Below are 25991 nucleotides of genomic sequence, written 5' to 3' on the forward strand. Positions count from 1 at the left end.
GGTTGTCTCGCTTCGGGGAGTGTGCGGCGTGAACGCTGGTTAAGCGAGGCGGAATACCCTGAAAAATCACAGATATAAGGCTGAGTCAACCCGCCAGAATTTGCCCTACAGAGTAGGTCAATGCGGCTGGACTTTAAAATGATATAAATTGACAATCCCTGTTAGATTTTTGCACAGGGGAAGAGGATGAACGGACTGCCGCCACTGAGAGCGCTCCACTATTTTCACCAGGCAGCCTTACACAGCAGTTTTAGCGTGGCGGCTGAACATCTGCATGTTACGCACAGCGCCATCAGCCATCAGATTCGCCAGCTGGAGAGCTGGATGGGCAAACCACTTTTTGTCCGCAGCCATGGCCGCGTGAAACTGACCTCACACGGTGAACGTCTGCTGCTGAGCTGTCAGCAGGCGTTCAGTGAGTTGCGCAGCAGCTGCGAAAGCATTCGTACCGGGCTGCTTCAGCAGATTCGGGTCTCCTGCGCCCCCAGCTTTTTGTCGCAATGGCTGATCCCCCGTATCGCCAGCTTTTATCAACGCTATCCGGAGATTGAAGTTCACTTCCAGCCGCTGACGCAGATCTCGCAACTGCGCAGCGAACATGTGGATGTGCTGATCCTCAGTCACGGCGAGCCACCTGAATCTGACATAGACGCCACGCTGGTCAGCGAGGATGAGATTGGACCGCTCTGCGCACCTCACTTTGCTTCGCAACTGCGGGTCGGCGAGGATCTGGCCGCGATGCCCCTGCTGCATGCGGATACCCGGCTGCACGCCTGGTCAGAGTGGGCGGACAAAGCAGGGGTCAGCGGCCGCTTTAACGGCGGAAAGCATTTTGAGAGTCTGACACTGGGGATTCAGGCTGCACGAAGTGGTCTTGGCGTCCTGATGGCACCGCGTTTGCTGGTACGCAAAGAGCTGGAGGATGGCACGCTGCTTGCGCCGCTTGGCTTTGTACGCGTCGAGCGGGCCACATGGATGATGACAAAACAGAGCCGTCGGCACGATACGGAGATCAGCCTGTTTCGCGACTGGCTGCAGGATGCCGCAAAACCATAAAAAAAGCCGGTGAGGGTCACCGGCTTGATGCTGTGGCTTTATCAGCCGTCTGAGGCCGGTGAAAACCACCGGCCTGTTGCCGTTATGCGGTCAGCAACTGGTTCATGCGGCGGATAAACTGGTTAGGATCGTCCAGCGTGCCGCGCTCGGCCAGCAAGGCCTGATCCAGCAGCAGCTCAATCCACTCACCGAAGCGTGCTTCATCCTGCGTATCCGCAACACGTTTCACCAGCGGATGATCCGGGTTGATTTCGAACAGGTACTTCACTTCCGGCACTTCCTGTCCGGCCGCGGCAAACAGCTTCGCCATCTGCGTGGTCATCTCGTTGGCGTCGGTGGTGACAATCGCCGGAGTATCGGTCAGGCGATGCGTCAGACGCACCTCTTTCACACGTTCGCCCAGCAGAGTTTTCACCCGCTCAACAAAAGGCTCCAGCGCTTTTTCCGCCTCTTTCTGCTCTTCGGTCTCTTCATCCGCCAGCTTGCTCAGCGATTCATCCGCTTTGCTGACTGACTGGAAGGTTTTACCATCGAACTCAGTGAGATAGCTCATCATCCATTCGTCGATGCGATCGGAGAGCAGCAGCACCTCAATGCCTTTTTTGCGGAACAGTTCCAGATGCGGGCTGCTCTTCGCGGCGGCATAGCTGTCAGCGGTGATGTAGTAAATCTTCTCCTGACCTTCCACCATGCGGCTGACGTAATCTTCCAGCGAAATGGTCTGTGCCGAACCTTCGCTCTGAGTGGTGGCGAAACGCAGCAGCTTAGCGATCGTCTCCTGGTTAGCGTGATCTTCCGCCGGGCCCTCTTTCAGCACCAGACCAAACTCATTCCAGAAGGTCTGGTATTTCTCGTTGTCATCTTTCGCCAGTTTTTCCAGCATCTGCAGGGTACGCTTCGTCAGCGCGGCGCGCAGACTCTGGGTCACGCGGCTATCCTGCAGGATCTCACGGGAGACGTTCAGCGGCAGATCGTTGGAGTCAATCAGGCCACGCACAAAGCGCAGATAGTTCGGCATAAACTGCTCAGCGTCATCCATGATAAAGACGCGCTGTACGTAGAGTTTCAGGCCATGTTTCTGATCGCGGTTCCACATATCAAATGGCGCACGCGCCGGAATGTAGAGCAGGCTGGTATATTCCTGCTTACCTTCCACCCGATTGTGGCTCCAGGCGACCGGATCGCTGTAATCGTGGGCGATATGCTTGTAGAACTCGTTGTACTCTTCGTCGCTGATCTCAGATTTGTTGCGGGTCCACAGCGCCTGGGCTTTGTTAATCTTCTCCCAGTGTGTCCCTTCGCCTTCTTCATCTTTGCTTTCGATCTCAACCGGCAGCGCGATGTGATCGGAATATTTGCTGATGATGTTGCGCACGCGCCATGCATCCAGGAACTCATCCTCGCCTTCGCGCAGATGCAGGGTGATCTCGGTACCGCGATCGGCTTTCTCAATCTCAGCCAGGGTATATTCGCCCTCGCCTGCGGATTCCCAGAACACGCCTTCTTCGGCTGACGCGCCCGCGGCACGGGTACGCACAGTGACTTTATCCGCCACGATGAATGCAGAATAGAAACCGACACCGAACTGACCAATCAGCTGGCTATCTTTCGCCTGATCGGAGCCCAGCGATTCAAGGAAGGATTTGGTGCCTGACTTGGCGATAGTCCCGAGGTTCTCAATGACCTCATCGCGACGCATACCGATACCGTTGTCGCTGAGCGTAATGGTACGGTTGTCCTTATCAACAGAGAGACGAACGTGCAGCTCGCCATCACCTTCATACAGGCTGGAATCTGACAGGGCACGGAAGCGCAGTTTGTCTGCCGCATCCGAGGCGTTGGAGATCAGCTCACGCAGGAAAATTTCTTTGTTTGAATAGAGAGAATGGATCATCAGGTGCAGAAGTTGTTTTACTTCCGACTGAAAGCCACGGGTCTCTTGTCCTTTCATGGTCATTGCTACCTCAACAAAACAGGTTGAACAAACGTTGAGGTTGATGTGGGGGTGACAGGGAGATTTTCAAGCCGGTGTCTGTCACAACACCGGCAAGTGATTAAAATTTAAACTTCTGGCGGCCCGCCAGTGAATGGGACAGCGTGGTGCCATCAACCATCTCCAGCTCACCGCCCACCGGCACGCCGTGCGCGATACGGCTGGCGTCGACGCCATACTGACCACAGAGTTCCGCGATGTAGTTCGCGGTCGCCTCGCCTTCAACCGTCGGGTTGGTGGCGAGGATCACTTCCTGCAGGGTTTCACTCTCCAGTCGCTGCTCCAGACGATCCAGGCCAATATCAGCCGGACCGATGCCGTCGAGCGGCGAGAGATGTCCCATCAGCACAAAGTAGCGACCGCCAAACTGGCCGGTTTGCTCAATGGCGTGAATATCCGCCGGGCTTTCCACCACGCAGATTTGACCATTCTGCTGACGCCTTGGATTGGCGCAGATGGTGCAAATTTCCTGCTCGGTGAATGTCCGGCAATCGGCGCAGTGTCCGATCTCCGACATCGCCCGGGTCAGCGCCTGCGCCAGCCGCATGCCACCGCTGCGATCGCGCTGCAGCAGCTGAAACGCCATGCGCTGCGCCGACTTCGGCCCAACGCCGGGCAGACAGCGCAGCGACTCCATCAAAGATTCAAGCAGTGGACTGGTTTGCATCAGAACGGCATCTTAAAGCCTGGTGGCAGCTGCATGCCTGAAGAGACAGAAGCCATCTTCTCTTTCTGGGTTTCATCAATGCGACGTGCCGCATCGTTGAACGCGGCTGCAATCAGATCTTCCAGCATATCTTTGTCATCTTCCAGCAGGCTGGGATCGACTTCCACGCGACGGCAGTTGTGCGCGCCGTTAATGGTGACTTTTACCAGGCCAGCACCAGACTCACCGGTCACTTCAATCGCGGCAATCTCTTCCTGAACCTTGGCCATTTTGTCCTGCATCTGCTGGGCCTGTTTCATCAGGTTGCCCAATCCGCCTTTACCACCAAACATAGTTTTCTCTCTCAGCTGAGGCTACAACGCTATCGTTAAGATAGCAGCAGCGTGTTCAAACAGGTCGGATACTCTCCTCATCCAGATCGGCATCAAAAAAGCGCTGCAGCGTCTGGATGTGGGTATCACAGGTGATTGACTGACGCGCCTGCGCCAGTTTCTCTTCGTAAATGGCCTGACGCCATTCAAGTGGCGTCAACACCGATGAATTATCGTCTTCAACTACCGAGAGTTCAACTCTCTGCCCGGCATGCTCACTCAGCGCATCACTTAATACCTGCTGCGCCGACAGTGAATTAAGGTGACGCTGGCTGCTACGCAAATGCAGGCAGACCCCAGTTTCTGTGGTCTCTTTCCAGGCATTTAACGCCAGCTGCTGCACCAGTTTCGGCAGCGGCAGGATCGCAATCTCTGCGGCCCAGGGATCGCGCTGCTGCGCTTCTTCGGCCAGACGCGCCGCCAGCTCAGGGGTTTTCTCATGCTCCAGCGCAGAACGCAAGGCCTTTGGCGTCGCCACCGGCTCCGCCACTTCCACCGGCTGATTGACCGCTTTCCAGCGGTACGCTTCCTCTTTTACCGGGGCGGCAGGCTCGCGATCGCGGATACGCTGCTGACTGCGCTCGGTGACCGAGGCCAGCCGCTCCAGCGCGGAGTTGGCCGGCCGCGCACCTGGCGCTGCCGGCTCACGCTTTTTTGGCTTGTTCGCTCCCTGACGCAACAACTGAGTGCGCGCCTGCAGGAGCTGACTGGTGGAACTGGAAAGTGCGGTATCCGGTGTGGCATCTGGCGACGGCGAATGCTGCGGTGCAGCATCGGGCGCGGCCATCTGCGGCTGAGCGGCAACCTGCTGCTGCGTCTGCTCCGGCACCTGCTGTTGAGTCTGCTGCGCGACGGGCGACGCGGTGTGCGACGGCGGCGTAGCGGCAGGTGACGGTGAGGCTGGCTGTGCTGCCGGTTGCCGTGCTAACGACGATGGGCCGGATGCTGCCGGTGACGTCTGCGCAGGGGCGACAGGCGCCGTCTGCTGAGTTAATGCGGGACGCGCAATGGGTTCAGCCACGGCAGCTTTAGGATGAAACGCCAGTGCACGCAGCAGCGTCATCTCCACACCCATGCGACGATCGGGCGCAATCGGCAGATCCTTGCGGCCCATCAGCAGGGTCTGATAATAGAGTTGCAGATCGGCGGGCGGCACCACCCGCGCCAGTTCACGCAAGCGAAGGGCGTTACTCTCATCATCGTCATTAAGCGAGGTCGGCAGCAATTGCACCATCGCAATCTGGTGCAGCAGGCGCAGCATTTCTACCAGCAGCGCTTCCCATTCCACACCCCGTGACGCGGCCTGGCTCAACAGATTCATCACCTGCTGACCGTCACCGTCGACCAGCGCTTCCAGCAGCCCCAGCGGCTGTTCATCGTCCAGCGTGCCGAGCATGACGCTGACCGTACTGCTGGTCACCGCGCCCTGCCCCATGGCAATGGCCTGGTCGGTAAGGCTCAGCGCATCGCGCATACTGCCATCGGCAGCCCGCGCCAGCAGTTGCAGCGCCCGGGTTTCACTCTCAATCTGTTCCTGCTTCAGAACATGCTCAAGCTGCTGACGGATTTGATCGACATCCAGCGCTTTGAGGTGGAACTGCAGGCAGCGCGAGAGAATGGTCACCGGCAGTTTCTGCGGATCGGTGGTCGCCAGCAGGAATTTAACGTGTGAAGGGGGCTCTTCCAGCGTCTTTAACAGCGCATTGAAGCTGTGACGCGACAGCATATGCACTTCATCGATCAGATAGACTTTGAAGCGGCCACGCGCCGGGGCGTACTGCACGTTGTCGAGCAGATCGCGGGTATCTTCAACTTTGGTACGCGATGCGGCGTCAATCTCAATCAGATCGACAAAGCGGCCCTGCTCAATTTCACGGCAGTTATCACACTGACCACAGGGGGTGGCAGTGATACCGGTTTCGCAGTTAAGGCCTTTGGCCAGCAGACGCGCAATAGTGGTTTTCCCTACTCCGCGGGTGCCGGAGAAGAGATAAGCATGATGGATGCGTCCCAGAGACAATCCATTCGCCAGCGCCGTCAGAACATGTTCCTGACCGACAACATCAGCAAAAGCCTGGGGACGCCATTTTCGCGCAAGTACCTGATAGCTCATGTGGAGTTCGACGAAGTTGGATGGAAAGATGAGCGCAGACGCTCTGCAACCCCTGTATAAGATTGCAGTAGTCTATCAGCTACGCTTTTGGCTGGCACTCGTTATCTTGACGCCGAAGGCGTGACGGCCTCGCCGGATGGCAAGGCCGAAAGAGTGGCTTAGTGGCCGGGGAATTTAACCAGGCTGTAGCTCTCAACGCCCATGGCATTAAGACGCGTTTCTCCGGTCAGATCGAACAGGTTAATAATGAAGGCCGCGTCTTTAACTTCACCGCCTGCACGACGAATCAGTTTAACAGTCGCTTCAATCGTCCCGCCGGTCGCCAGCAGGTCGTCAACCACCAGCACCAGATCGCCTGGCTGGATGGCATCTTTGTGCAATTCCAGCTTATCGGTGCCGTACTCCAGCTCATAGGATTCGCTGTAGACTTCACGGGGCAGTTTGCCGGGCTTACGCACCGGAACAAAACCGACGCCGAGGCCTAACGCCACCGGTGCACCAAACAGGAAACCACGCGCTTCCGTCCCCACCACCTTAGTGATGCCTTTATTACGGTAACGCTCAACCAGCAGCGCAATCGACGCGGCATAGGCTTTGGGATCTTCCAGCAGGCTGGTGACATCGCGGAACAGGATGCCTGGCTTAGGATAATCGGGAATGCTTTTAATGCTGTTTTTAATGAATTCAAGCTGCTGCGCAGTGTCGGTCATAATGATACGCCTGGTAAAAAATTCTGTTTCGCGCAGCTTCAAAAGCGCTAATACCTGATAACAGGCTCAGCGGAAGTCAATTCACAAAGGGAAGCCACGCACGAAGACGCCCAAATCTAAGCAAATGACCGGCTAAATGCAACTTTATCGCGGCGGCGGCGGTGCGTCCGCTGCTTCTGCCACCACCGGAATACGCCACATAAACAGCAGCAGCGCCGCCAGCATGATCAGCAGCATGATGCGTACCCAGAGCTGATGCACCAGGAAGAGTGAGAGACTAAAGGTGGCGACTATCAGGCAGATAGCGCGTACTTTAGCCCCTGGCGGCATCGCGCGATGCTGCTGCCAGTGACGCAGATAGCGGCCAAATGGCGATTTCCACAGCAGCCAGTGATGAAAACGCGGCGATGAACGGGCAAAACACCAGGCCGCCAGCAGCATGAATGGCGTGGTAGGTAATAAAGGTAATACAATGCCCAGCGTCCCCAGCACAATCGCCAGCCAGCCGAGGGTTAATAACAGAATGCGTTGCATGAATGCCGCCCAACTCTTTCCTCATCAGCGTACGTTAGCACAATTGAGCGTCACGCGATGAGTGCGATCGCCATACAACAGCGCCTGCAACAGCTCCTTATCGCCCTGCGGCAGGAGCTTGCCTGCCATTCAGATGGAGTTTGCCGTCTGCCACGTTTTGATACTCAGCTGTTTCGCACCAAAGGCACGCGGCTGGCTGATTACCTGCTGGAAGTGGAACAGAATTTTGCCCGGCTGTGCGACAGCAGCCACGATCTGGCCCGCAGTGCCTGGCTGGCTGAACGCCTGGTCGATCAGATTGCCGCCCTGCAACGTGAGGCGAGTACGCAACAGCTGCGTACCCGACGCGAACAGCCCGTCAGGAACCCACGCGCCGCAAAATATCAGGAGTACCGTGAATTTGAACGGCGTTTGCTGGCAATGATCGATCAGCGTGAGCAGCGGCTGGCGCTGGCCGAAACGCTGGCGGTACAGCATCAGCTGAAACAGGATCTGGAAACGTTAGAGCAGCGACTGGCACGCTGTCGGCAGGCGATTCGCTCTGTCGAATGGGCCTCTTCGTTGCGCGGCAGCGAATAAAGCGCAGCGTGACAAAAGCGCTCCTATACTGGGTGTGATTCGGCGCGGAGAAGAACCATGGCTTTACTTGTGTGGCTGTTAAGCGGTTTACTGCTGGGGTTGCTGAAGCGCCTGCTGATGCCGGGACCACCGGGCGGCCTGGTTGCTACCCTGACGCTGTCGATGATCGGGGCTCTGATTGGCGGCTATATCGCCACCTATTTTGACCTGGGTACCCTGGCAACGCTGCATATTGGCGCACTGGGCATGGCGATTCTCGGTGCATTAGTGATGCTGCTGGTCGCGGCCCGACTACGTATTTAGGAGAAGAGATGTCACTGGAAAATGCCCCTGACGACGTCAAACTGGCAGTTGATCTGATTCAACTACTGGAAGAGCATCAACTGCCGGTAGAAACCGTGCTCTCAGCGCTGGCCATGGTGCAGCGCGATTTCGAAAACAAGCGTGATCGCCCATCGGCTTAGTGGTGGGCAGTCAGCGTCGGACTGAGGCGCAGCATATCGATAAAGGCATTGACCAGCGTCGGCGCGTCTCCGGCTAAATCAAAACTGTCCGGCGCAAACAGCCAGCTTTCCATCATACCGTTGACGTAACCGCGCAGGATAAGAGCGGCCTGACGCGTGCTGAGACTGCCCGGAAGTTGTCCGGCTTCGATACACTGGCGCAGCACATCTTCAATTTTGTCGTAGCATTCCAGCAGTAAGCTCTGCTGCATATTCTTCAGCGCCGACATTTCGCCCACAAATTCACATTTGTGGAAAATGATCTCCATCAAGGCGCGGCGCTGCGGATCCTTTGCTGTCGCGTCAAAGATATAGACCAGCATCGCTCGCAACACAGAGAGTGGATCGCCAGGGTATTTTGTCTGATACTCAAGTTCCACATCGTCCAGACCAGCATCACAACGAAGCCATATTTCATGTAATACATCGGCTTTATTTTTGAAGTGCCAGTAGATGGCCCCTCGCGTGACGCTGGCAGCGGTTGCAATATCCGCCAGAGAAGTGGCTGAAACGCCCTGCTGCGAAAACAGAACAATGGCGGCATCAAGAATTTGATGTCGCGTTTCAAGTGCTTGCGCTTTGGTTTTTCGTGCCATAAGGGGCTTTTTTTACAAACAGGTAAGTTTACATACATTTGCGAATGTATGTACCATAGCATGACCTGCGACTTGACACAGCAATGGGTTTTTCAGTTTGTGATCCATTGACCAATTGATATCGGACACTAGAGGTTTATTTATGAATAAAATCAGAGGATTATCGCCTCTGGCGGCCGTCCTGATGCTATCAGGCAGCTTTTTGTTAACAGGATGTGACAACAATAAATCCGAACAAGCCGCCCAGCAACCGCCAGCAGTGGGGGTTGTAACACTGAAAACTGAACCCCTGAAAATCTCGACTGAATTACCTGGCCGCACCTCGGCATATCGTGTCGCCGAAGTCCGTCCGCAGGTTTCCGGTATCATTCTGAAGCGTAACTTTGTTGAAGGCAGCGATGTCAAAGCGGGTCAGTCTCTTTATCAGATCGATCCTGCTACCTATCAGGCTGCCTATGACAGCGCCAAAGGTGATTTAACTCAGGCGCAGGCCAATGCACGCATCGCTCAGCTGACAGTCAAACGTTATAAGCCTTTACTCGGCACCAAATATATCAGTCAGCAGGATTACGACACCGCCGTTGCCACGGCCGCGCAAAACGATGCTGCGGTTCAGGTAGCAAAAGCCAATGTAGAAACGGCCCGCATTAACCTGGCTTATACCAAAGTCACCTCGCCTATCAGTGGCCGCATCGGCAAATCGTCAGTAACGGAAGGTGCGCTGGTACAAAACGCGCAAACCACCGCTCTGGCCACTGTGCAGCAACTTGACCCGATGTATGTCGACGTCACCCAGTCGAGCGAAGATTTCATGCGCTTACGTTCAGAACTGGAGTCGGGTCAGCTGAAGCAGAACGATGGCAAAGCCAACGTGACCCTGCTGATGCAGAACGGCAACAGCTATCCACAGACAGGTACGCTGGAGTTCTCTGACGTTACCGTTGATGAAACCACGGGTTCTATCACCCTGCGCGCCATTGTCCCGAACCCGAACCATGCGCTGTTACCGGGTATGTTTGTTCGCGCTCGTCTGGATGAAGGTACCAATCCTAATGCGTTGCTGGTTCCGCAACAGGCGGTAGCCCGTACCCCAACGGGTCAGGCAACGGTCATGGTGGTAGGTGCAGATAACAAAGTGGAAGCTCGTCAGGTCACCACCTCTCAGGCGATTGGCGACAAGTGGTTAGTCACCGACGGTGTTAAAGCGGGTGAACGTGTGATCAGCACGGGTCTGCAGCGAGCCAAGCCGGGCGCACAGGTTACCCCACAAGAAGTCTCAGACGATGCGAAAGCGGCACCCGATTCAAAGCCGCAGTCTGACAAGTCATCGTCATAACAGGAGCCGTTGATTCATGGCTAAGTTCTTTATCGATCGGCCCATCTTTGCGTGGGTGCTCGCCATCATCATTATGCTGGTCGGTGCGCTATCGATTCTCAAACTTCCGATTGAGCAATATCCCAATGTTGCACCGCCGGCGATTGAGATTCAGGCCACCTACCCTGGTGCAGATGCTAAAACGCTGCAGGACTCGGTGACCCAGGTCATCGAACAAAATATGAACGGCATTGATGGACTGATGTATATGTCCTCAAGCAGCGACTCATCCGGTACGCTGACCCTGACGATCTCCTTTGAGTCAGGAACAGATGCCGATATCGCGCAGGTTCAGGTGCAGAACAAACTGCAGCTGGCGACGCCGCTGTTACCGCAGGAAGTACAGCAACAGGGGATTCAGGTTAAGAAATCTTCCAGTAGCTTCCTGATGGTAGCGGGCTTCATCAGCGACGATGACAATATGACGCAGAATGATATTTCTGACTTTATTTCATCGTCCATCAAAGACCCGATCAGCCGTACCAAAGGCGTGGGTGATACCCAGGTATTTGGTGCGCAGTACGCGATGCGTATCTGGATGGATCCGCACAAGCTGAACAACTACAACCTGACGCCGGTTGATGTTATCAGCGCCCTGAATACGCAGAACACCCAGGTTGCTGCCGGTCAGTTGGGCGGTACGCCTCCGGTTCCGGGACAGCAGCTTAACGCCTCGATCATTGCGCAAACCCGTCTCACCTCTACCGATGAATTCGGCAAAATCCTGCTGAAAGTGAATGAAGATGGTTCTCAGGTTCGTCTGCGTGATGTGGCAAGGATTGAACTTGGCGCGGAAAACTACGAAATCGTTGCCCGTTATAACGGCAAGCCTGCGTCCGGTATCGGTATCAAGCTGGCCACCGGTGCGAATGCGCTGGATACCGCCAATGCGGTGAAAGAAGAACTGGCCAAATTGCAGCCGACGTTCCCGGCCGGTTTGAAAGTGGTCTATCCGTATGACACCACGCCTTTCGTTAAAATCTCGATTTTCGAAGTGGTGAAAACGCTGATCGAAGCGATCGTGCTGGTGTTCCTGGTCATGTATCTGTTTCTGCAGAACTTCCGCGCCACGCTCATTCCTACCATCGCGGTCCCTGTGGTATTGCTGGGTACGTTTGCCGTTATCAGCGCTTTTGGCTATTCGATAAACACCCTGACGATGTTCGGGATGGTGCTGGCCATCGGCTTGCTGGTGGATGACGCCATCGTGGTGGTCGAGAACGTTGAGCGCGTAATGGCGGAAGAGGGATTACCGCCAAAAGAAGCGACTAAGCGTTCTATGGAGCAGATCCAGGGCGCACTGGTCGGTATCGCGCTGGTGCTGGCTGCCGTATTTATTCCGATGGCGTTCTTTGGTGGTTCGACCGGTGTTATCTACCGTCAGTTCTCCATCACTATCGTTTCGGCAATGGCGCTGTCGGTGCTGGTCGCCTTTATTCTGACGCCGGCACTCTGTGCCACCATGCTGAAACCGATTAAAAAAGGCGAGCACGGTAAAACCACCGGTTTCTTCGGCTGGTTCAACCGCATGTTCGACAAAAGCACCAACCACTATGTGGATGGTGTGGGTCACATGGTTCGCAGTACGGGTCGCTATATGGTGATCTATCTGGTGATCGTGGTCGGTATGGCGTTTCTGTTTGTGCGACTGCCCTCTTCATTCTTACCGGAAGAGGATCAGGGTCTGCTGCTGGCTCAGGCGCAGCTGCCTGCTGGTGCAACCCAGGAGCGTACGCAGAAAGTGCTGGACCAGGTGACGGATTACTTCCTGACCCAGGAGAAAGACACGGTTAAATCGGTGTTTACCGTTAACGGCTTCGGCTTTGCCGGTCGTGGACAGAACACCGGTATCGCCTTCGTCAGTCTCAAGCCGTGGGATGAGCGTACCGGCAGCGACATGAAAGTACCGGCGATTGCTGGCCGTGCCATGCAGGCGCTGGGCGCGATCAAAGATGCAATGGTCATTCCTTTCAACCTGCCAGCCATTATTGAACTGGGTAACGCGACCGGCTTCGACTTTGAGCTGATCGACCAGAATAACCTTGGCCACGATAAGCTGACGGAAGCGCGTAATCAGCTGTTCGGCATGATTGCGCAGCATCCTGATACGCTGGTTGGCGTCCGTCCTAACGGGATGGAAGATACCCCGCAGTACAAGCTGACCATCGATCAGGAGAAAGCACAGGCGCTGGGCGTATCACTGAGTGATATCAACACCACGCTGGCGGCTTCCTGGGGCGGTTCCTACGTCAATGACTTCATTGACCGCGGTCGCGTGAAGAAAGTTTACGTCATGGGTAAAGCGGACGCCCGCATGCTGCCGGACGACATTGGTAAATGGTACGTGCGCAACAGCAGCGGAACCATGGTGCCCTTCTCTGCCTTCTCGTCAGCGAAATGGCAATATGGCTCACCGCGCCTTGAGCGTTACAACGGTCTGCCTGCGATGGAAATCCTGGGACAGGCTGCGCCAGGCAAAAGTTCGGGTGCGGCAATGGACCTGATGGAAGAGCTGGCGGCGAAACTGCCTGCCGGTATCGGCTATGACTGGACCGGTATGTCCTATCAGGAACGCTTGTCAGGTAACCAGGCCCCTGCGCTCTATGCCATCTCGCTGATTGTGGTCTTCCTGTGTCTCGCCGCACTGTACGAGAGCTGGTCGATTCCATTCTCGGTTATGCTGGTTGTCCCGCTCGGGGTCATTGGTGCACTGATCTTTACCACCCTGCGTGGCCTGAGTAATGACGTCTACTTCGTAGTGGGGTTACTGACAACCATCGGCCTCTCCACCAAGAACGCCATCCTTATCGTCGAATTTGCTAAAGATTTGATGGATAAAGAGGGTAAAGGGCTGATTGAAGCTGCGCTGGAAGCGTGCCGTATGCGTCTGCGTCCTATCCTGATGACGTCACTGGCGTTTATTCTCGGGGTACTGCCGCTGGCGATCAGTACTGGTGCCGGTTCCGGTTCGCAAAACGCCGTAGGTACCGGTGTTATCGGTGGTATGGTCACCGCGACCATACTGGCGATCTTCTTCGTTCCTGTGTTCTTTGTGGTGGTACGCCGCCGCTTTGGCAAGAAAAAAGAAGAATCAGCGAACAGTCATCCGGTTGAGCATAACCAGACTCACTAAGCTGTAAATCATCTGAGGCCGCGCAAGCGGCCTTTTTTTATGCCTGCGATTCAGCCCTTCTCATTTCCTGTTCCCTTGCTTTTCCTGTCTCACGGACAGTTGCAATCCTGGCCTGTGCATCGCATAATATTGTTATAGTATAACATTACATAGGTGTGCATTATGAAAGCGAATATTCATCCTCACTATCGCCACGTGGTCTTCCATGACACATCGGCTGATGTCTGGTTCAAAATCGGATCAACCATCAAAACCGATCGCACCGTGGAGTTCGAAGGCGAAACGCTGCCCTACGTCACCCTGGATGTGTCGTCTGCCTCACATGTGTTCTACACCGGTAAACAGAAAGATTTTGCCAAAGAGGGCAGCACCGCACGCTTTAACCAGCGTTTCGGGCGCTTTCTTGGAAAGAAATAGAGGAGAGGATCATGCAGGTATTAAGCTCGCTGCGTTCAGCAAAAAATCGCCATCGGGATTGTAAAGTGGTCCGCCGCAAAGGCCGTATTTACGTGATCTGTAAATCGAACCCGCGGTTTAAAGCAGTACAGGGAAGAAAGAAAAAACGCTAGTTTGTGTCGTGATGACTGGCCGGGCTTGCCCGGCCTTTTTTATGCTTAATGCATGCTCTTCAGCATCGCATTCACGTTGTGTTTAAAAGCCGCCTGATAGGTGGCTGCCGGGCCAGAGGCCGTGGATAACGCTTCCGGATAGAGCTCACCACCCGGCTCAGCCCCGGTGGCGCTGGCAATCTGTTTTACCAGACGCGGGTCGGTCTGGTTCTCAATGAAATAGCGATTGATGTGCTGCTGCTTCAGTTGGGTGATTAAATTACCCACGTTGCTGGCACTCGCTTCCGCCTCAGTAGAGAACCCTACCGGCGCCAGGAAAGTCACGCCATATCGCTGTCCAAAGTAACCAAACGCATCGTGACTGGTCAGCACTTTACGCTTATCGGCTGGCACAGCGTCAAAGGCGGTTTTTGCCCAGCGATCCAGCGCCTGCAGTTGCTGAATATAATTCTGTCCACGCTGACGGATGGCCGGAGCATCTTCAGGATCGGCTTTGACCAGCGCATTCATCACGTTGGTCGCGTAGATAACGCCGTTCTGCATGCTGTTCCAGGCGTGAGGATCGGTAACGGTTTTACCCTCCTCCTCCATGCTGCGGGTGGTGACACCGGTTGAAGCGACAACGGGCTGACCGCGATACCCTGAGGCGCTGACCAGCCGATCCATCCACCCTTCCAGTCCCAGTCCGCTGACAAACACCAGATCGGCCTTCGCCAGCGCCTGACTGTCCTGCGGTGTCGGTTCAAAAGTATGTGGATCGCCATTCGGCCCCACCAGGCTTTTAACCTTTACATGATCGCCGCCGACCTGCTTAACGATGTCTGCCAGCACGGTAAAGCTGGCCACGACATCCACCGTTTTGGCCATCGCCAGAGGCGTGGCAAACAGCGCAGCGAGTGCCACGCTAACCGGTAATTTTTTCATAGATACCCCTTAAGATTAATGGCGGCGTAAAATTCCGCCGCACGGCCCTGTAAGAATGGAGAAAAAAAACAGCATGGCGGCACTCAGCACTACAGCGGGACCCGCCGGCAATGAGAAGTGCCAGGAGAGCATCAGCCCGGCCAGCGCCGAAATCATTGCCATGAAAATGGCGATAACCAGCATCGCGGCGAGATGGCGACTCCAGAAGCGGGCGCTGGCGGCGGGCAACATCATTAAACCCACCGACATCAGGGTGCCCAGCACCTGAAAACCCGCCACCAGATTCAGCACCACCAGCATTAAAAACAGACCATGCACCAGCGGCGCGCTCCATTTTCCCTGCGCACGCAGGAAGTCGCCGTCAAACGCATCGATGACCAGCGGACGATAGATCACCGCCAGCAGAATCAGCGTAAAGGCAGCGATGCCGCCCACCAGCAACAGCGCTGCGTTGTCTACCGCCAGCAGCGAGCCAAACAGAACGTGCAGCAGATCCACACTTGAGCCGCGTAATGAAACCAGCGTGACGCCCAGCGCCAGTGAACCCAGATAGAACCCGGCAAAACTGGCATCCTCTTTCAGCGGCGTGTAGCGACTGACCGCGCCAGAGAGCAGCGCCACGGCTAAACCAGCGATCAGGCCGCCAACACCCATCGCGACCAGTGACAATCCGGAGATCAGATAGCCAATGGCGGCACCGGGCAGCACCGCGTGTGATAAGGCATCGCCAATCAGGCTCATACGTCGCAGGGAGAGGAATACCCCGAGCGGCGTGGCGCTGACGGCCAGCGCCAGACAGGCCACCAGCGCGCGTCGCATAAAACCAAACTCAATAAAGGGTTGAATCAGGGTCACGGCGCACGACTCCCCAGAGAGGAAGCAGGCAGGCAGGTGCAGTTAACCTCACGTTCATCCATCGACATCACGTTACTGAAGTAGCGCGCCACCAGCGGACGATCGTGCAGCACCACCAGCAGGGTTGTTCCGGCCTGCTGTTGCTGCTCAAGGATCGACATCAGTAGCGTCACCGTCTGGCTGTCAATGCCGTTAAATGGCTCATCCAGAAGCCAGAGCTGGCTGCGCTGCAGCATCAGCCGCGCAAACAATACCCGCTGCAGTTGTCCACCGGATAACGTCGCGGGCTGCGCATCCGCATAATCACTCATCTGAACCGCTTCCAGCGCCTGCCAGATCTCCCGACGCAGTATCCGGTTAATGCCGCCAAACCAGCCGCAGCGTGGCCAGCAGCCAATAGAGACCAGTTCAAATACCGTCAGGGGAAAGCGGGTCTCAAGTTCGGTGCGCTGCGGCAACCAGCCGATATCCCGGCGTGCAACCTGCAGCTCGCAGCGCCCGGCTATCGGTGGCAGTAAGCCAGCAATGGTTTTTAACAGGGTTGATTTGCCGCTACCGTTCGCGCCGACCAGCGCAGTCATCGAGCCTGCTGCGAGCTGGCCGGTAATAGCCGGGGTCACAACCTGTCCCTGGTAGCCCGCGCGAAGCGCGTTAAACAGGATCATGCGCTGATCCCCCATTTTATTGCCACAGCAAGCAGCGTGATAAATAGCAGTGCTACTCCCAGCCGCCCGCCCAGTGACATAAGTAGTCCACTCTGACGCATTACTTCACCATAATGTTATAACATAACAGTAAAGATACCTGATGTTGCTCTCTGTTGAATGTGGGATTGTGTATCAAAAGATAAATACCAGCTGCACACACTGGCAGACCCGCGCTGGCGATAAGGCCTGCGGCTGCGTCTGGCAAATCTCAGAAACTGAGAGTTTTGTGCTCAACTGACTTGCAAACCAGTTGCAGAAAACCAATGATAGGTTTATTAACGGTTATAAGTGGAACAGATATGCTGTCACGCATTGAATGTGATATTGCCGCGGGTGAATCGGACTGCGCAAAAATAGCAGAGATTGTTCAGCGGAATATTCTCAAAATAACCGATTTGCTGGTAGGGGATTTACGCTGGTACTCACAAAATGCCCGGTTAGTTCCAGGCAGTTTAAAAATCATTTCGGTTGAATACCAGGATCTGAATAGTTTTAAATTACTTTACGATTTTGACTGGAATTTATTTAGTCCCTGCCTGGATCTAAATGAAACCGTGACGCAGTCAGAACAGGTAAACTTTCACATTAAGCCCGGTGCACTTGAGTTTGATGTGATCGACAATGAGCAACCCTCCCCTGGCGATGAATTGTAATATTTAGTAATGGAGGTGAGCAGAACTAATGGTTTTACACTATCTTTAAGGTATCCCGTTTAATAACTGCCCGAATAATCGCTTCCTGGCCGCGTGATCTTCTCTCGCCGCCCTGCGGCAACTGTGCTAGCTATGGAGGGGAAAAAGATGGACGAATACTCACCGAAACGGCATGATATTGCCCAGCTTAAATACCTTTGTGAGAGTCTGTTTGACGACAGCATGGCAACATTAACCGACAGTCATCATGGCTGGGTTAATGATCCCACTTCTGAAAGCAATCTACAGCTTAACGATTTGATTGAGCATATCGCCTCTTTCACCATGAATTACAAAATTAAGCACGTTGAAGATGAAGCGCTGATTTCGCAAATCGATGAATATCTTGATGATACTTTTATGCTATTCAGCAATTATGGTGTCAATAGTCCGGATCTTCAGCGGTGGCAACGTTCAGCAAAACGCTTATTTAATCTGTTCACTGAAGAGTGCGCTTTTCTCCAGCAACCGAGCCATTCATTATAGTAAAGACATGAGAACGGTTTATTTATGAACAAAACCCTGACTAAAACCGATTATTTGATGCGACTGCGGCGCTGCCGCTCTCTTGATACCCTGGAAAGGGTGATTGAAAAAAATAAGTATGAATTACCGGAAGATGAATTAGCGGTATTTTACTCAGCAGCTGACCATCGCCTGGCGGAACTGACGATGAACAAGCTCTACGATAAAGTCCCGGGTTCAGTATGGAAATTTGTCCGTTAATCTGATCGCTTACGGCTCAGTTTTACCCCAATAAAGTACCGGATAATCCTGCCTGCCGGCAAAGGATCGGCCCAGGCGGGTTTTGCCTGTCTGCAGCTTAGGGGGAGAATATCGAAGGGAGAAAGTGGTGGGGGCCCTGCCAGCTACATCCCGGCACACGCGTCACCTGCTACGGCTGCTTCCTTCCGGATCTGACCGAGTTCACAAGCTAGCATTGCGGGAGAACCAACAGGGCCCCCATTGACAAGCCCTCTTTACGAGAGCGGGGGCATTATCTGGGAAGGAGGTGGCAATTGCAAGCGTAGTCGGGACAACCGTTGTTTTCTTGAACAACCACCGCTTTTACGCTTTCTCCGCCTTTTCCCCGTGCTAAAGTTAAAACCCTTTTTCCTGATGAAATAAGTACATGAATCAGCCAGACACTTTCCAGCAACGCATCTGGCAAATTGTTGCCGCTATTCCGGCTGGCCGCGTCACCACCTATGGCGATGTGGCGCTACTGGCCGGTTCTCCGCGCGCGGCGCGTCAGGTCGGTGGCGTGCTGAGCCGCTTACCCGAGGGCACTACCCTTCCCTGGCATCGCGTCGTAAACCGACACGGCACAATTTCTCTTCAGGGTGACCGTCTGTTGCGGCAGCGGGATGCACTGGAGGCGGAAGGCATAGAGGTGAGTGACGACGGACAGCTCGATCTCGAGGCTTATCGCTGGCGAGTTTAGACAGGGTAAAAAGGGCGACAATGTCGCCCCGAAATGAGTTTACAGACGAGTTGGAGCAGGAACCGCAGCAGACGGCGTCACCTGAGTCGGTGAGGTCGAAGGAACGGTGGTCGCTGCGCCCGGCTGGGTTGGCATCGCCATAGACGGTACCGGTACCAGCAGCAGCTCTGCTTTGGTGCCACCCTGGTTAATCACTGGCTTCACGCCTTCAGTGATAAAGGCCAGCTTACCGTCGATTGAGATGGCTGCGCTTAACAGAATGCGTGCATCAGGCTTGATGTCGGCTGGGTTAAACGGCAGCACGAACTGGAACGGTGCCTGTTTGCCTTCGGTACGCACCACGCGCTGCGACAGCACTTTTGAGGGTGCATCGGCGACGGACGCATCAGAGAGCGTCACGGTTAATACCGCATCCGGCGGCAGCGCAATGCGCTGGCGGATAAAGACTGAACCACTTACGTTGGGCTGCGCAATCGCCGCCGTCTGTCCTGCAACCGCAGAACCCAGAGTTGGCGTTGGCACGGGTTTACTCTTGTCGGCGCATCCTACAACAGCAACCGCCATAACTACTCCACTGAACACATGCCTGAGTTTCATTGATGTCGTCTCCATTTGATCAAAATGATTGTCGGCAGCGAATCCTGCTTACAGCGCTTCACTCGCCGTATGTCCTTAATGTTGGCACAAAAATGAAATTTTGCCTGGCACCGACAATGTAGAAAGTCTGATTGACGTCAACTGGTCCGATCTTTCACACTGAGCAGGTCACTATATTGAGGAACGCGCCATGAGTCAGGCACTGCAAAATCTGCTGAATTTATTAAATCTGGAAAAACTGGAAGAGGGTTTATATCGCGGCCAGAGCGAAGATATTGGCCTTCGTCAGGTGTTTGGCGGTCAGGTGGTGGGTCAGGCGCTGTATGCCGCAAAGCAAACTGTGGCGGAAGATCGCATTATTCACTCTTTTCACAGCTATTTTTTGCGGCCCGGCGATAGTCAGAAAGCGATTATTTACGATGTTGAAACGCTGCGTGATGGCAAAAGTTTCAGCGCACGTAGGGTCAGTGCCATTCAGAATGGGCAGCCGATTTTTTATATGACCGCCTCGTTCCAGTCACCGGAAAGCGGCTTTGAACATCAGAATCCGATGCCACAGGTGGAGGGGCCAGAGAATCTGTTAACTGAACAGGCGATGGCGCAGAAAATGGCGCATCTGCTGCCAGAAAAGCTACGTGAAAAATTCATTGCTGAGCGTCCGCTGGAGATCCGCCCGGTACAGATTCACAATCCTCTCCGGGGCCATGTGGATAAGCCGGAGCGCCAGGTCTGGATCCGTGCCACCGGCCCACTGCCCGACGATTTGCGTATCCATCAGTATCTGCTCGGCTATGCTTCCGATCTCAATTTCCTGCCGGTCGCGCTCCAGCCGCACGGCAAAGGCTTTTTAGAGCCGGACATGCAGGTCGCCACTATCGACCACTCAATGTGGTTCCACCGCCCGTTCGACTTCAGTGAATGGCTGCTCTATAGCGTAGTCAGTACTTCGGCGTCAGGCGCACGGGGTTTTGTCCGGGGCGAGTTCTACAATCAGCAGGGTGTGCTGGTGGCCTCAACGGTTCAGGAAGGGGTGATGCGTCAGCGCAGCGAATAAAAAAAGGGGCGATTCCTCGCCCCCGGTTGATCTTTTCACTGCCCATCCGTTACTGGTTATAAGCATTCTCGCCGTGGCTGTTTACATCCAGACCTTCACGCTCATGCTCTTCCGGAACGCGCAGACCGACAATCAAATCAGCCAGCTTGAAGCCGATGAAGGCGACAACGCCCGACCAGACGATAGTCAGGCCCACGCTGAAGAGCTGTACCCAAACCTGATGGCCCATGGTGACACCCTCTGCGTAGCCTACGCCGCCCAGTGAAGAGGAGGCAAACACGCCAGTCAGGATACAGCCGACAATGCCGCACACGCCATGCACGCCGAACACATCGCAGGGATCATCCACGCGCAGCCATTTTTTCAGGGTGGTCACGCCCCACAGTCCCGCCAGTCCGCCGACCAGGCCGATGATTAATGCACCGCCGACGCCGACGTAACCACAGGCAGGCGTAATCGCTACTAATCCGGCAATAAAGCCTGAACAGGCACCCAGCAGCGAAGGCTTACCACGTACCGCCCACTCGCCAAAGGTCCATGACAACACGGCGCCCGCTGTTGCGACAACGGTGTTGAGGAAGGCCAGCGCCGCGATTTCGTTTGCTGCAGAAGCAGAACCGGCGTTGAAACCGAACCAGCCGACATACAGAATGGCGGTGCCGGTGAATACCATTGGCAGGTTGTGTGGTTTGAAGGCCTCTTTACCAAAGCCGGCACGTTTGCCCACCAGATAAGCGCCCACCAGACCGGCGACAGCGGCGTTAATATGCACCACGGTGCCGCCAGCAAAGTCCAGCGCGCCATCCTGTGCCAGGAAACCGCCAGCCCACACCATGTGCGCGATAGGCAGGTAAGCCAGGGTCAGCCAGACGCCGACAAAAATCAGTACGGCAGAGAAACGGATGCGTTCTGCGATAGCACCGACAATCAGGCCCACCGTGATACAGGCAAACGAGGCCTGGAACGCGACATGAATATATTGATAGAAGCTGCCCATGACGGCGGTCAGCTGAATGTTTTTCAGCATCACCCAGTTAAAGCTGCCAAAGAAGGCGTTGCCTTCACTGAACGCCAGTGAATAGCCGTAAACCATCCATAATACGCAGACCAGTGAGAAGGTGACGGCAACCTGGGTCAGCATCGACAGCACGTTTTTACCGCGAATCAAACCACCATAAAACAGCGCGATACCTGGAATTGACATAAACAGCACCAGCGCGGTGCAAATCATCATAAATGCGTTATCAGCCTTGTCCGCAACGGCAGGCGCAGCCATTGCGAGTGAGGGTAACAGTGCCAGGCTGGTGAGGCCCAACTTAGCGAAAATTTTATTCATTTTTATTCCATCCCATCACAGTACTGAGTCTTTATTACAGAGCGGCTTCGTCGGTCTCGCCGGTACGAATACGGATGACGCGCTGCAGTTCAGCTACGAAAATTTTACCGTCGCCAATTTTGCCGGTGTAAGCCGCTTTACTGATGACATCCACCACTTCGTCTAACTGATCGTCGGCAATAGCGATATCAATTTTGACCTTAGGCAGGAAGTTCACGCTGTACTCTGCGCCACGATAAAGCTCTGCATGGCCCTTCTGACGGCCAAAACCTTTCACTTCGGAGACGGTCAGTCCCTGAATGCCGATAGAGGATAAAGCTTCACGTACATCCTCCAGCTTGAATGGCTTAATTACGACGGTAACCAGCTTCATTGGATCCCCTCCAGCGAGTAAATAGGTAACGTTTACGGACACGCAGGGATATAAGCAAAGCCTGTGCCAGAGTGTGAAAATGACGGTAATACGTTGTTCAGGCGAGACGCGACAAGGGATGCTTTAAAGAGGATGGGAAACAGAGAGGCCGTACAGGGGAAATTGCAGCGGAGGGCTGCACTCCTTTGGTGCTTCAGGCGTCAAAGGAGTGCATTTATACAGATTAATCTGATAAAGGTGCGCAAAAAAGGTGCAACTCAGCCTTCAGTTGTTACAGCGACGCCCGATACCAGATCTTCACCTGCCTGCTGCAGCTGATACATCTGCCAGTAACGTCCCTGCATCGCCAGCAGTTGCTGATGCGTACCCTGCTCAACCACACGACCACGATGCAGCACCAGAATCTTGTCTGCTTCAATAATCGTTGAGAGGCGGTGAGCAATCACCACCAGCGTGCTGTGCTGGCGCAGCGTCTCAAGCGTCTGCTGAATGGCCTGCTCGGTGCCGGAATCAATATTGGCCGTCGCTTCGTCGAGGATCAGTATCTGCGGCAAATCAACCAGCACCCGGGCCAGTGCCAGCAGCTGTTTCTGCCCGACCGACAGATTATTGCCCTGCTCGCCCAGCCGGGTATGTATTCCCTCCGGCAACGCATGCGCCAGCGGAGCCAGCTGCACCTGTTCCAGCACCGTCCAGACGGCCTCTTCGCTGATGTCGCGTCCCAGCCGCACATTCGCCAGCAGCGTATCGGCCAGCACCACCGGATCCTGCTGCACCATCGCGATACCGCGCCGCAGCACGGCATGGCTCAGGTTGCTGATGGGTCGATCATCAATGCGGATCTCGCCACGCGTTACCGGGTAGTAACCCATTAACAGGTTCGCCAGCGTGCTTTTACCGCTGCCGGTATGTCCCACCAGCGCCACAAACTCGCGTGGGGCAACCTCAAGATTGATATCACTGAGCACATCGCGGTTTTCACGGTAGGCAAAGCTCAGATTGTTCAGGGTGATACGACCTGAAGCCAGCGGTTGCTGATCGGCACCATACTGCTGCTGTGCAGCATCCATCAGTTCGAAAATACGCTCACCTGAAACTACCGCCTGCTGCAGCATTGATTGCTGAGTGGTCAGCTCAATCAGCGGCTCATTCAGACGCCCCAGATAGGTAATAAAGGCATAGAGTACCCCCACTTCAAACACGCCAGGCATCGAGAAACTAAACAGGATCAGCAGCCCACACAACACCATCGCTGAAAACAGGCTCAACAGCGGACGCAGCAGAAAACCATCCAGACGCAGCGTTTCCATTCGCGCCAGATAGTGAGAACGGCTCGCTTCGCCCATTCGCTCACCAAATCGCGCCTGCTGACGAAACTGCTGGATCACGCTCATACCGCTGATCACTTCGTTAAAGCCATTATTGATGTCTGCCAGATAGCTGCGAACCCGACGGGCAATGGGCGTGCTGTAACGCTGATAGATGAACATCACCACCAGTACCAGCGGAAAGATCATCATCGCCACCAGCGCCATACGCCAGTCAAGGCTGAACATCGCCACCATCATGGCGCCGACCAGTGCGGCACTGCGCAGCACGGTTGAAACCACCGTGACGTAGAGATCGCGGATGACTTCGGTGTCGTTAGTCACGCGTGAAATAATCTGCCCGACCGGCTGGGTATCAAAGGCACTCAGCGGCTGACAGAGTGCGGCATTCATCACGTCACTGCGTAACCGCTGTACCACGCCGATAGCGGCTCGGTTAAACAACAGCGCCTGCCAGTAGTGCAGCCCGGCGGCCAGCAGCTGAAGCAGGATAAAACTGACCACCAGTCCTGCGACCACTCCCCAGGGCATCTGATGTTTCGCCACCAGGTTGTCGATAAAATAGCTGACCAGAACCGGTCCGGTCACTTCCGCCGCGGCAGCGATCCACAGCATCCCTACCGCCAGCGACAGGGATTTGCGCCACGGCTTACCGTAGCTCAGCAGACGCTTCAGGGTAGGCCACAAGCGTGCAGACTTAGCCATGCGGCACTCCTTTCTCATTTTCATCATCATCCAGCGCCGCTTCCAGTTGCTGGTAACGGTACATGTCCCGATACCAGCCAGCACTGCCGGTCAGGGCGTCGTGGTCGCCCCGCTGCGCCACTCTGCCCTGCTGCAGGACCAGGATTTCACTGGCTTCCGTCAGTGCCGATAAGCGGTGCGCGCTGATAATCAGCGTGCGTCCCTGCCCCCAGATGCGCAGGTTATGCAGGATTTCGTGTTCGGTACGGCCATCCACCGCGGAAAGCGCGTCGTCCAGAATCAGGATTTCCGCATTCAGCAGCAGCGCCCGGGCAATCGAAAGACGCTGCTTCTGCCCACCCGACAGCATCACACCGCGCTCCCCGACTTCCGTTTCATAGCCCTGCGGCAGACGCAGGATATCGTCATGAACGCAGGCCAGCGTGGCGGCATGCTCAATCTCCTGCTGGGTTGCGCCCGGTTTTCCCAGCGCAATATTGTTCGCCACGCTGTCTGAGAACAGGAACGGTGTCTGGCTGACCACGGCCAGACGGCTGCGCCAGCTGTCCAGCCGCAATTGCGGCAGCGGGATCTGATGATAACGGATGTCGCCCTGCTGAATATCAAAGTGGCGCTGAATCAGGCTAAGCAGCGTACTTTTGCCACTGCCGGTTGGTCCGCACAGCCCCAGCATCTCGCCGGGTTTCAGCTGGAAGCTGACATCGCTTAAGACCGGACCCACGCTGGCCGGATAGTTAAAGGCACGAATCGCGACCTGCAGCGTGCCCGGTTCAGATGGCAGTGACTTATCGCCATCTTCCACCGCTGGTGCTTCCGCCAGCAGCGCGCCGATACGGCTCCAGGCGGCGCTGCCGCGTTCAACAATATTAAACATCCACGCCAGCGCCAGCATCGGCCAGATCATCAGGCCGAGATACATCACAAAGCTGGTGAGCTGCCCCAGCGTCATCTCTCCATGCCAGACCAGCCAGCTGCCGCCACCAATCGCCAGCAGGTTTGAGAAGCCGATAGCGATATAGATAGTGGGGTCGAAACGGGCATCGACCCGCGCCACGCGCAGGTTTTTTTCACCGGTATCGCGGGCGATATCGGAAAATTGCTGCGACTGATGCTGTTCAAGGCCAAAGGATTTAATCATCCGGATGCTGGTCAGGCTCTCCTGCGTCTGATCGTTGAGACTGGAGAAGGCGGCCTGTGCCAGCTTAAAGCGATGGTGCAGTTGATTACCGTAGCGATGGATCACGATGGCCATAATGGGCATCGGCACCAGCGCAAGCAGCGTCAGCTGCCAGCTGATCTGCGTGCTCATTACCAGCAGCACCACGCAGCCCATGACCAGCGAGTCGACCAGCGTCAGAACCCCTTCCCCGGCCGCAAACACCACCCGATCCACGTCGTTGGTGGCGCGCGCAATCAGGTCGCCGGTGCGGTGACGCAGATAAAATGCCGGTTGCTGACGACTCAGCTGGCGATAGAAATCTTCGCGCAGCTCAACCGCCAGCTGGTAGGAGGCACCAAACAGCAGCACGCGCCAGACATAGCGCAGCAGATAGACCACCACCGCCGTTGCCAGCATGATCCCAATCCACATCATGATGCGGCTGGTGCTCATGTTGTCACGCGTCACGCCATCGACAATCACCCCGACCACATGCGGTGGCAGCAGCTGCAGAATAGCAATAACAATCAGCAGGAGGACCGCGCCCAGATAGCGCCGCCACTCCCGCAGAAAATACCAACTTAATTGACTGAATAATCGCACAACGCTGCTCTCAAT

General features: G+C 55.3%; 28 protein-coding genes, 1 other RNA gene and 1 other annotated feature. Of the genes, 13 read left to right on the top strand and 16 right to left on the bottom strand.

Annotation, left to right across the window (positions count from 1 at the left end; genetic code table 11):
* Nucleotides 1–186: 186 nt before the first annotated feature.
* Nucleotides 187–1056, top strand: coding sequence for a LysR substrate-binding domain-containing protein (locus ACO6VX_RS09580; protein ID WP_022626103.1), 870 nt, complete (start codon nt 187–189; stop codon nt 1054–1056).
* Between the two features lie 82 nt (nt 1057–1138).
* Here the strand turns inward: ACO6VX_RS09580 and htpG are convergent, their stop codons facing one another.
* The 6 genes from htpG to ACO6VX_RS09610 all read right to left on the bottom strand — a co-directional run bounded on the left by htpG (nt 1139) and on the right by ACO6VX_RS09610 (nt 7444).
* Entirely contained in the window at nt 1139–3013 is a 1875-nt protein-coding gene (gene htpG / locus ACO6VX_RS09585; RefSeq protein ID WP_029519428.1) for a molecular chaperone HtpG, read from the bottom strand.
* A 97-nt stretch (nt 3014–3110) separates the two neighbouring features.
* Nucleotides 3111–3716 (bottom strand): recombination mediator RecR, encoded by a 606-nt coding sequence (gene recR / locus ACO6VX_RS09590; RefSeq protein WP_003850420.1) that lies wholly within the window; start codon nt 3714–3716, stop codon nt 3111–3113.
* Nucleotides 3716–4048, bottom strand: coding sequence for a YbaB/EbfC family nucleoid-associated protein (locus tag ACO6VX_RS09595; RefSeq protein WP_003850423.1), 333 nt, complete (start codon nt 4046–4048; stop codon nt 3716–3718). The genes recR and ACO6VX_RS09595 overlap by 1 nt, the downstream gene beginning before the upstream one ends.
* A 55-nt stretch (nt 4049–4103) precedes the next feature.
* Nucleotides 4104–6200 carry a DNA polymerase III subunit gamma/tau gene (gene dnaX / locus ACO6VX_RS09600; protein WP_422432049.1) on the bottom strand — a complete coding sequence of 699 codons (2097 nt, stop codon included), beginning with the start codon at nt 6198–6200 and terminating at the stop codon, nt 4104–4106.
* Nucleotides 4701–4762, bottom strand: a sequence feature (DnaX frameshifting element). It overlaps the preceding gene by 62 nt.
* A 158-nt stretch (nt 6201–6358) precedes the next feature.
* A complete protein-coding gene (gene apt, locus ACO6VX_RS09605; RefSeq protein ID WP_010671221.1) occupies nt 6359–6910 on the bottom strand; it encodes an adenine phosphoribosyltransferase in 552 nt (183 codons plus the stop codon).
* Nucleotides 6911–7054: 144 nt separating this feature from the next.
* Complete coding sequence (locus tag ACO6VX_RS09610; protein ID WP_010255914.1) at nt 7055–7444, bottom strand: DUF454 family protein; 390 nt, start codon at nt 7442–7444, stop codon at nt 7055–7057.
* A gap of 57 nt (nt 7445–7501) precedes the next feature.
* Here ACO6VX_RS09610 and priC point away from each other — a divergent pair, with 57 nt between their 5' ends.
* From priC to rsmS, 3 genes are read left to right on the top strand one after another with little or no spacing between them, the layout of a single operon-like run.
* Complete coding sequence (gene priC / locus ACO6VX_RS09615) at nt 7502–8023, top strand: primosomal replication protein PriC (RefSeq protein ID WP_010255912.1); 522 nt, start codon at nt 7502–7504, stop codon at nt 8021–8023.
* A 57-nt stretch (nt 8024–8080) separates the two neighbouring features.
* Nucleotides 8081–8326 (top strand): membrane protein, encoded by a 246-nt coding sequence (locus tag ACO6VX_RS09620; protein WP_010255909.1) that lies wholly within the window; start codon nt 8081–8083, stop codon nt 8324–8326.
* A gap of 8 nt (nt 8327–8334) precedes the next feature.
* Complete coding sequence (gene rsmS, locus ACO6VX_RS09625; protein WP_010255907.1) at nt 8335–8487, top strand: pleiotropic regulatory protein RsmS; 153 nt, start codon at nt 8335–8337, stop codon at nt 8485–8487.
* On the opposite strand, the gene acrR is transcribed toward rsmS, so the two are convergent.
* Complete coding sequence (acrR, locus tag ACO6VX_RS09630) at nt 8484–9122, bottom strand: multidrug efflux transporter transcriptional repressor AcrR (protein ID WP_010255906.1); 639 nt, start codon at nt 9120–9122, stop codon at nt 8484–8486. The genes rsmS and acrR overlap by 4 nt on opposite strands.
* 142 nt (nt 9123–9264) lie before the next feature.
* On the opposite strand from acrR, the gene ACO6VX_RS09635 reads away from it, so the two are divergent.
* The 4 genes from ACO6VX_RS09635 to ykgO all read left to right on the top strand — a co-directional run bounded on the left by ACO6VX_RS09635 (nt 9265) and on the right by ykgO (nt 14199).
* Complete coding sequence (locus ACO6VX_RS09635) at nt 9265–10458, top strand: efflux RND transporter periplasmic adaptor subunit (protein WP_010255904.1); 1194 nt, start codon at nt 9265–9267, stop codon at nt 10456–10458.
* A 16-nt stretch (nt 10459–10474) separates the two neighbouring features.
* Nucleotides 10475–13630, top strand: a complete 3156-nt coding sequence (locus tag ACO6VX_RS09640) for a multidrug efflux RND transporter permease subunit AcrB (RefSeq protein ID WP_010255902.1) — start codon at nt 10475–10477, stop codon at nt 13628–13630.
* A 162-nt stretch (nt 13631–13792) separates the two neighbouring features.
* The gene (locus tag ACO6VX_RS09645) at nt 13793–14047 is read left to right on the top strand and encodes a type B 50S ribosomal protein L31 (protein ID WP_010671219.1); all 255 of its coding nucleotides are present in this window, start codon (nt 13793–13795) and stop codon (nt 14045–14047) included.
* 11 nt (nt 14048–14058) lie between these two features.
* Entirely contained in the window at nt 14059–14199 is a 141-nt protein-coding gene (gene ykgO, locus ACO6VX_RS09650) for a type B 50S ribosomal protein L36 (RefSeq protein ID WP_010255896.1), read from the top strand.
* Nucleotides 14200–14244: 45 nt separating this feature from the next.
* On the opposite strand, the gene ACO6VX_RS09655 is transcribed toward ykgO, so the two are convergent.
* Genes ACO6VX_RS09655 through ACO6VX_RS09665 form a run of 3 tightly spaced genes read right to left on the bottom strand, consistent with a single transcriptional unit; the run spans nt 14245 to nt 16643 of the window.
* On the bottom strand, nt 14245–15123 hold the full coding sequence (locus ACO6VX_RS09655) for a metal ABC transporter substrate-binding protein (protein ID WP_191917223.1): 879 nt from the start codon (nt 15121–15123) through the stop codon (nt 14245–14247).
* Between the two features lie 15 nt (nt 15124–15138).
* Nucleotides 15139–15978: a metal ABC transporter permease gene (locus ACO6VX_RS09660; protein ID WP_010255890.1), complete on the bottom strand. Its 840-nt coding sequence runs from the start codon at nt 15976–15978 to the stop codon at nt 15139–15141.
* Entirely contained in the window at nt 15975–16643 is a 669-nt protein-coding gene (locus ACO6VX_RS09665) for a metal ABC transporter ATP-binding protein (RefSeq protein ID WP_033766689.1), read from the bottom strand. Before ACO6VX_RS09665 ends, ACO6VX_RS09660 begins: the two co-directional genes overlap by 4 nt.
* Before the next feature lie 341 nt (nt 16644–16984).
* On the opposite strand from ACO6VX_RS09665, the gene ACO6VX_RS09670 reads away from it, so the two are divergent.
* The 3 genes from ACO6VX_RS09670 to ACO6VX_RS09680 all read left to right on the top strand — a co-directional run bounded on the left by ACO6VX_RS09670 (nt 16985) and on the right by ACO6VX_RS09680 (nt 18103).
* Nucleotides 16985–17338, top strand: coding sequence for a hypothetical protein (locus ACO6VX_RS09670; RefSeq protein ID WP_010255885.1), 354 nt, complete (start codon nt 16985–16987; stop codon nt 17336–17338).
* Between the two features lie 147 nt (nt 17339–17485).
* A complete protein-coding gene (tomB, locus tag ACO6VX_RS09675; RefSeq protein WP_003850455.1) occupies nt 17486–17863 on the top strand; it encodes an Hha toxicity modulator TomB in 378 nt (125 codons plus the stop codon).
* A 24-nt stretch (nt 17864–17887) separates the two neighbouring features.
* Entirely contained in the window at nt 17888–18103 is a 216-nt protein-coding gene (locus ACO6VX_RS09680; protein ID WP_003850458.1) for an HHA domain-containing protein, read from the top strand.
* A gap of 134 nt (nt 18104–18237) precedes the next feature.
* Here the strand turns inward: ACO6VX_RS09680 and ffs are convergent.
* Nucleotides 18238–18334: signal recognition particle sRNA small type (ffs, locus tag ACO6VX_RS09685), an RNA gene on the bottom strand.
* A 175-nt stretch (nt 18335–18509) separates the two neighbouring features.
* Here ffs and ACO6VX_RS09690 point away from each other — a divergent pair.
* Entirely contained in the window at nt 18510–18821 is a 312-nt protein-coding gene (locus ACO6VX_RS09690) for an MGMT family protein (protein WP_010255882.1), read from the top strand.
* A gap of 39 nt (nt 18822–18860) precedes the next feature.
* On the opposite strand, the gene ACO6VX_RS09695 is transcribed toward ACO6VX_RS09690, so the two are convergent.
* On the bottom strand, nt 18861–19418 hold the full coding sequence (locus tag ACO6VX_RS09695) for a YbaY family lipoprotein (protein WP_010255881.1): 558 nt from the start codon (nt 19416–19418) through the stop codon (nt 18861–18863).
* Between the two features lie 190 nt (nt 19419–19608).
* Here ACO6VX_RS09695 and tesB point away from each other — a divergent pair, with 190 nt between their 5' ends.
* Nucleotides 19609–20472, top strand: a complete 864-nt coding sequence (gene tesB / locus ACO6VX_RS09700; protein WP_124889747.1) for an acyl-CoA thioesterase II — start codon at nt 19609–19611, stop codon at nt 20470–20472.
* Between the two features lie 49 nt (nt 20473–20521).
* Here the strand turns inward: tesB and amtB are convergent, their stop codons facing one another.
* From amtB to ACO6VX_RS09720, 4 genes are all read right to left on the bottom strand, one after another.
* Complete coding sequence (gene amtB / locus ACO6VX_RS09705) at nt 20522–21808, bottom strand: ammonium transporter AmtB (RefSeq protein WP_010255877.1); 1287 nt, start codon at nt 21806–21808, stop codon at nt 20522–20524.
* A gap of 34 nt (nt 21809–21842) precedes the next feature.
* Nucleotides 21843–22181: a P-II family nitrogen regulator gene (glnK, locus tag ACO6VX_RS09710; protein WP_003850469.1), complete on the bottom strand. Its 339-nt coding sequence runs from the start codon at nt 22179–22181 to the stop codon at nt 21843–21845.
* A gap of 257 nt (nt 22182–22438) precedes the next feature.
* A complete protein-coding gene (locus ACO6VX_RS09715) occupies nt 22439–24214 on the bottom strand; it encodes a SmdB family multidrug efflux ABC transporter permease/ATP-binding protein (RefSeq protein WP_010255871.1) in 1776 nt (591 codons plus the stop codon).
* A complete protein-coding gene (locus ACO6VX_RS09720) occupies nt 24207–25976 on the bottom strand; it encodes a SmdA family multidrug ABC transporter permease/ATP-binding protein (protein WP_010255867.1) in 1770 nt (589 codons plus the stop codon). Before ACO6VX_RS09720 ends, ACO6VX_RS09715 begins: the two co-directional genes overlap by 8 nt.
* Nucleotides 25977–25991: the final 15 nt, after the last annotated feature.

Origin of the sequence: Pantoea sp. BJFS-204 (genome assembly GCF_049310725.1) — a bacterium.
In the GTDB taxonomy this organism is placed as follows: domain Bacteria; phylum Pseudomonadota; class Gammaproteobacteria; order Enterobacterales; family Enterobacteriaceae; genus Pantoea; species Pantoea agglomerans.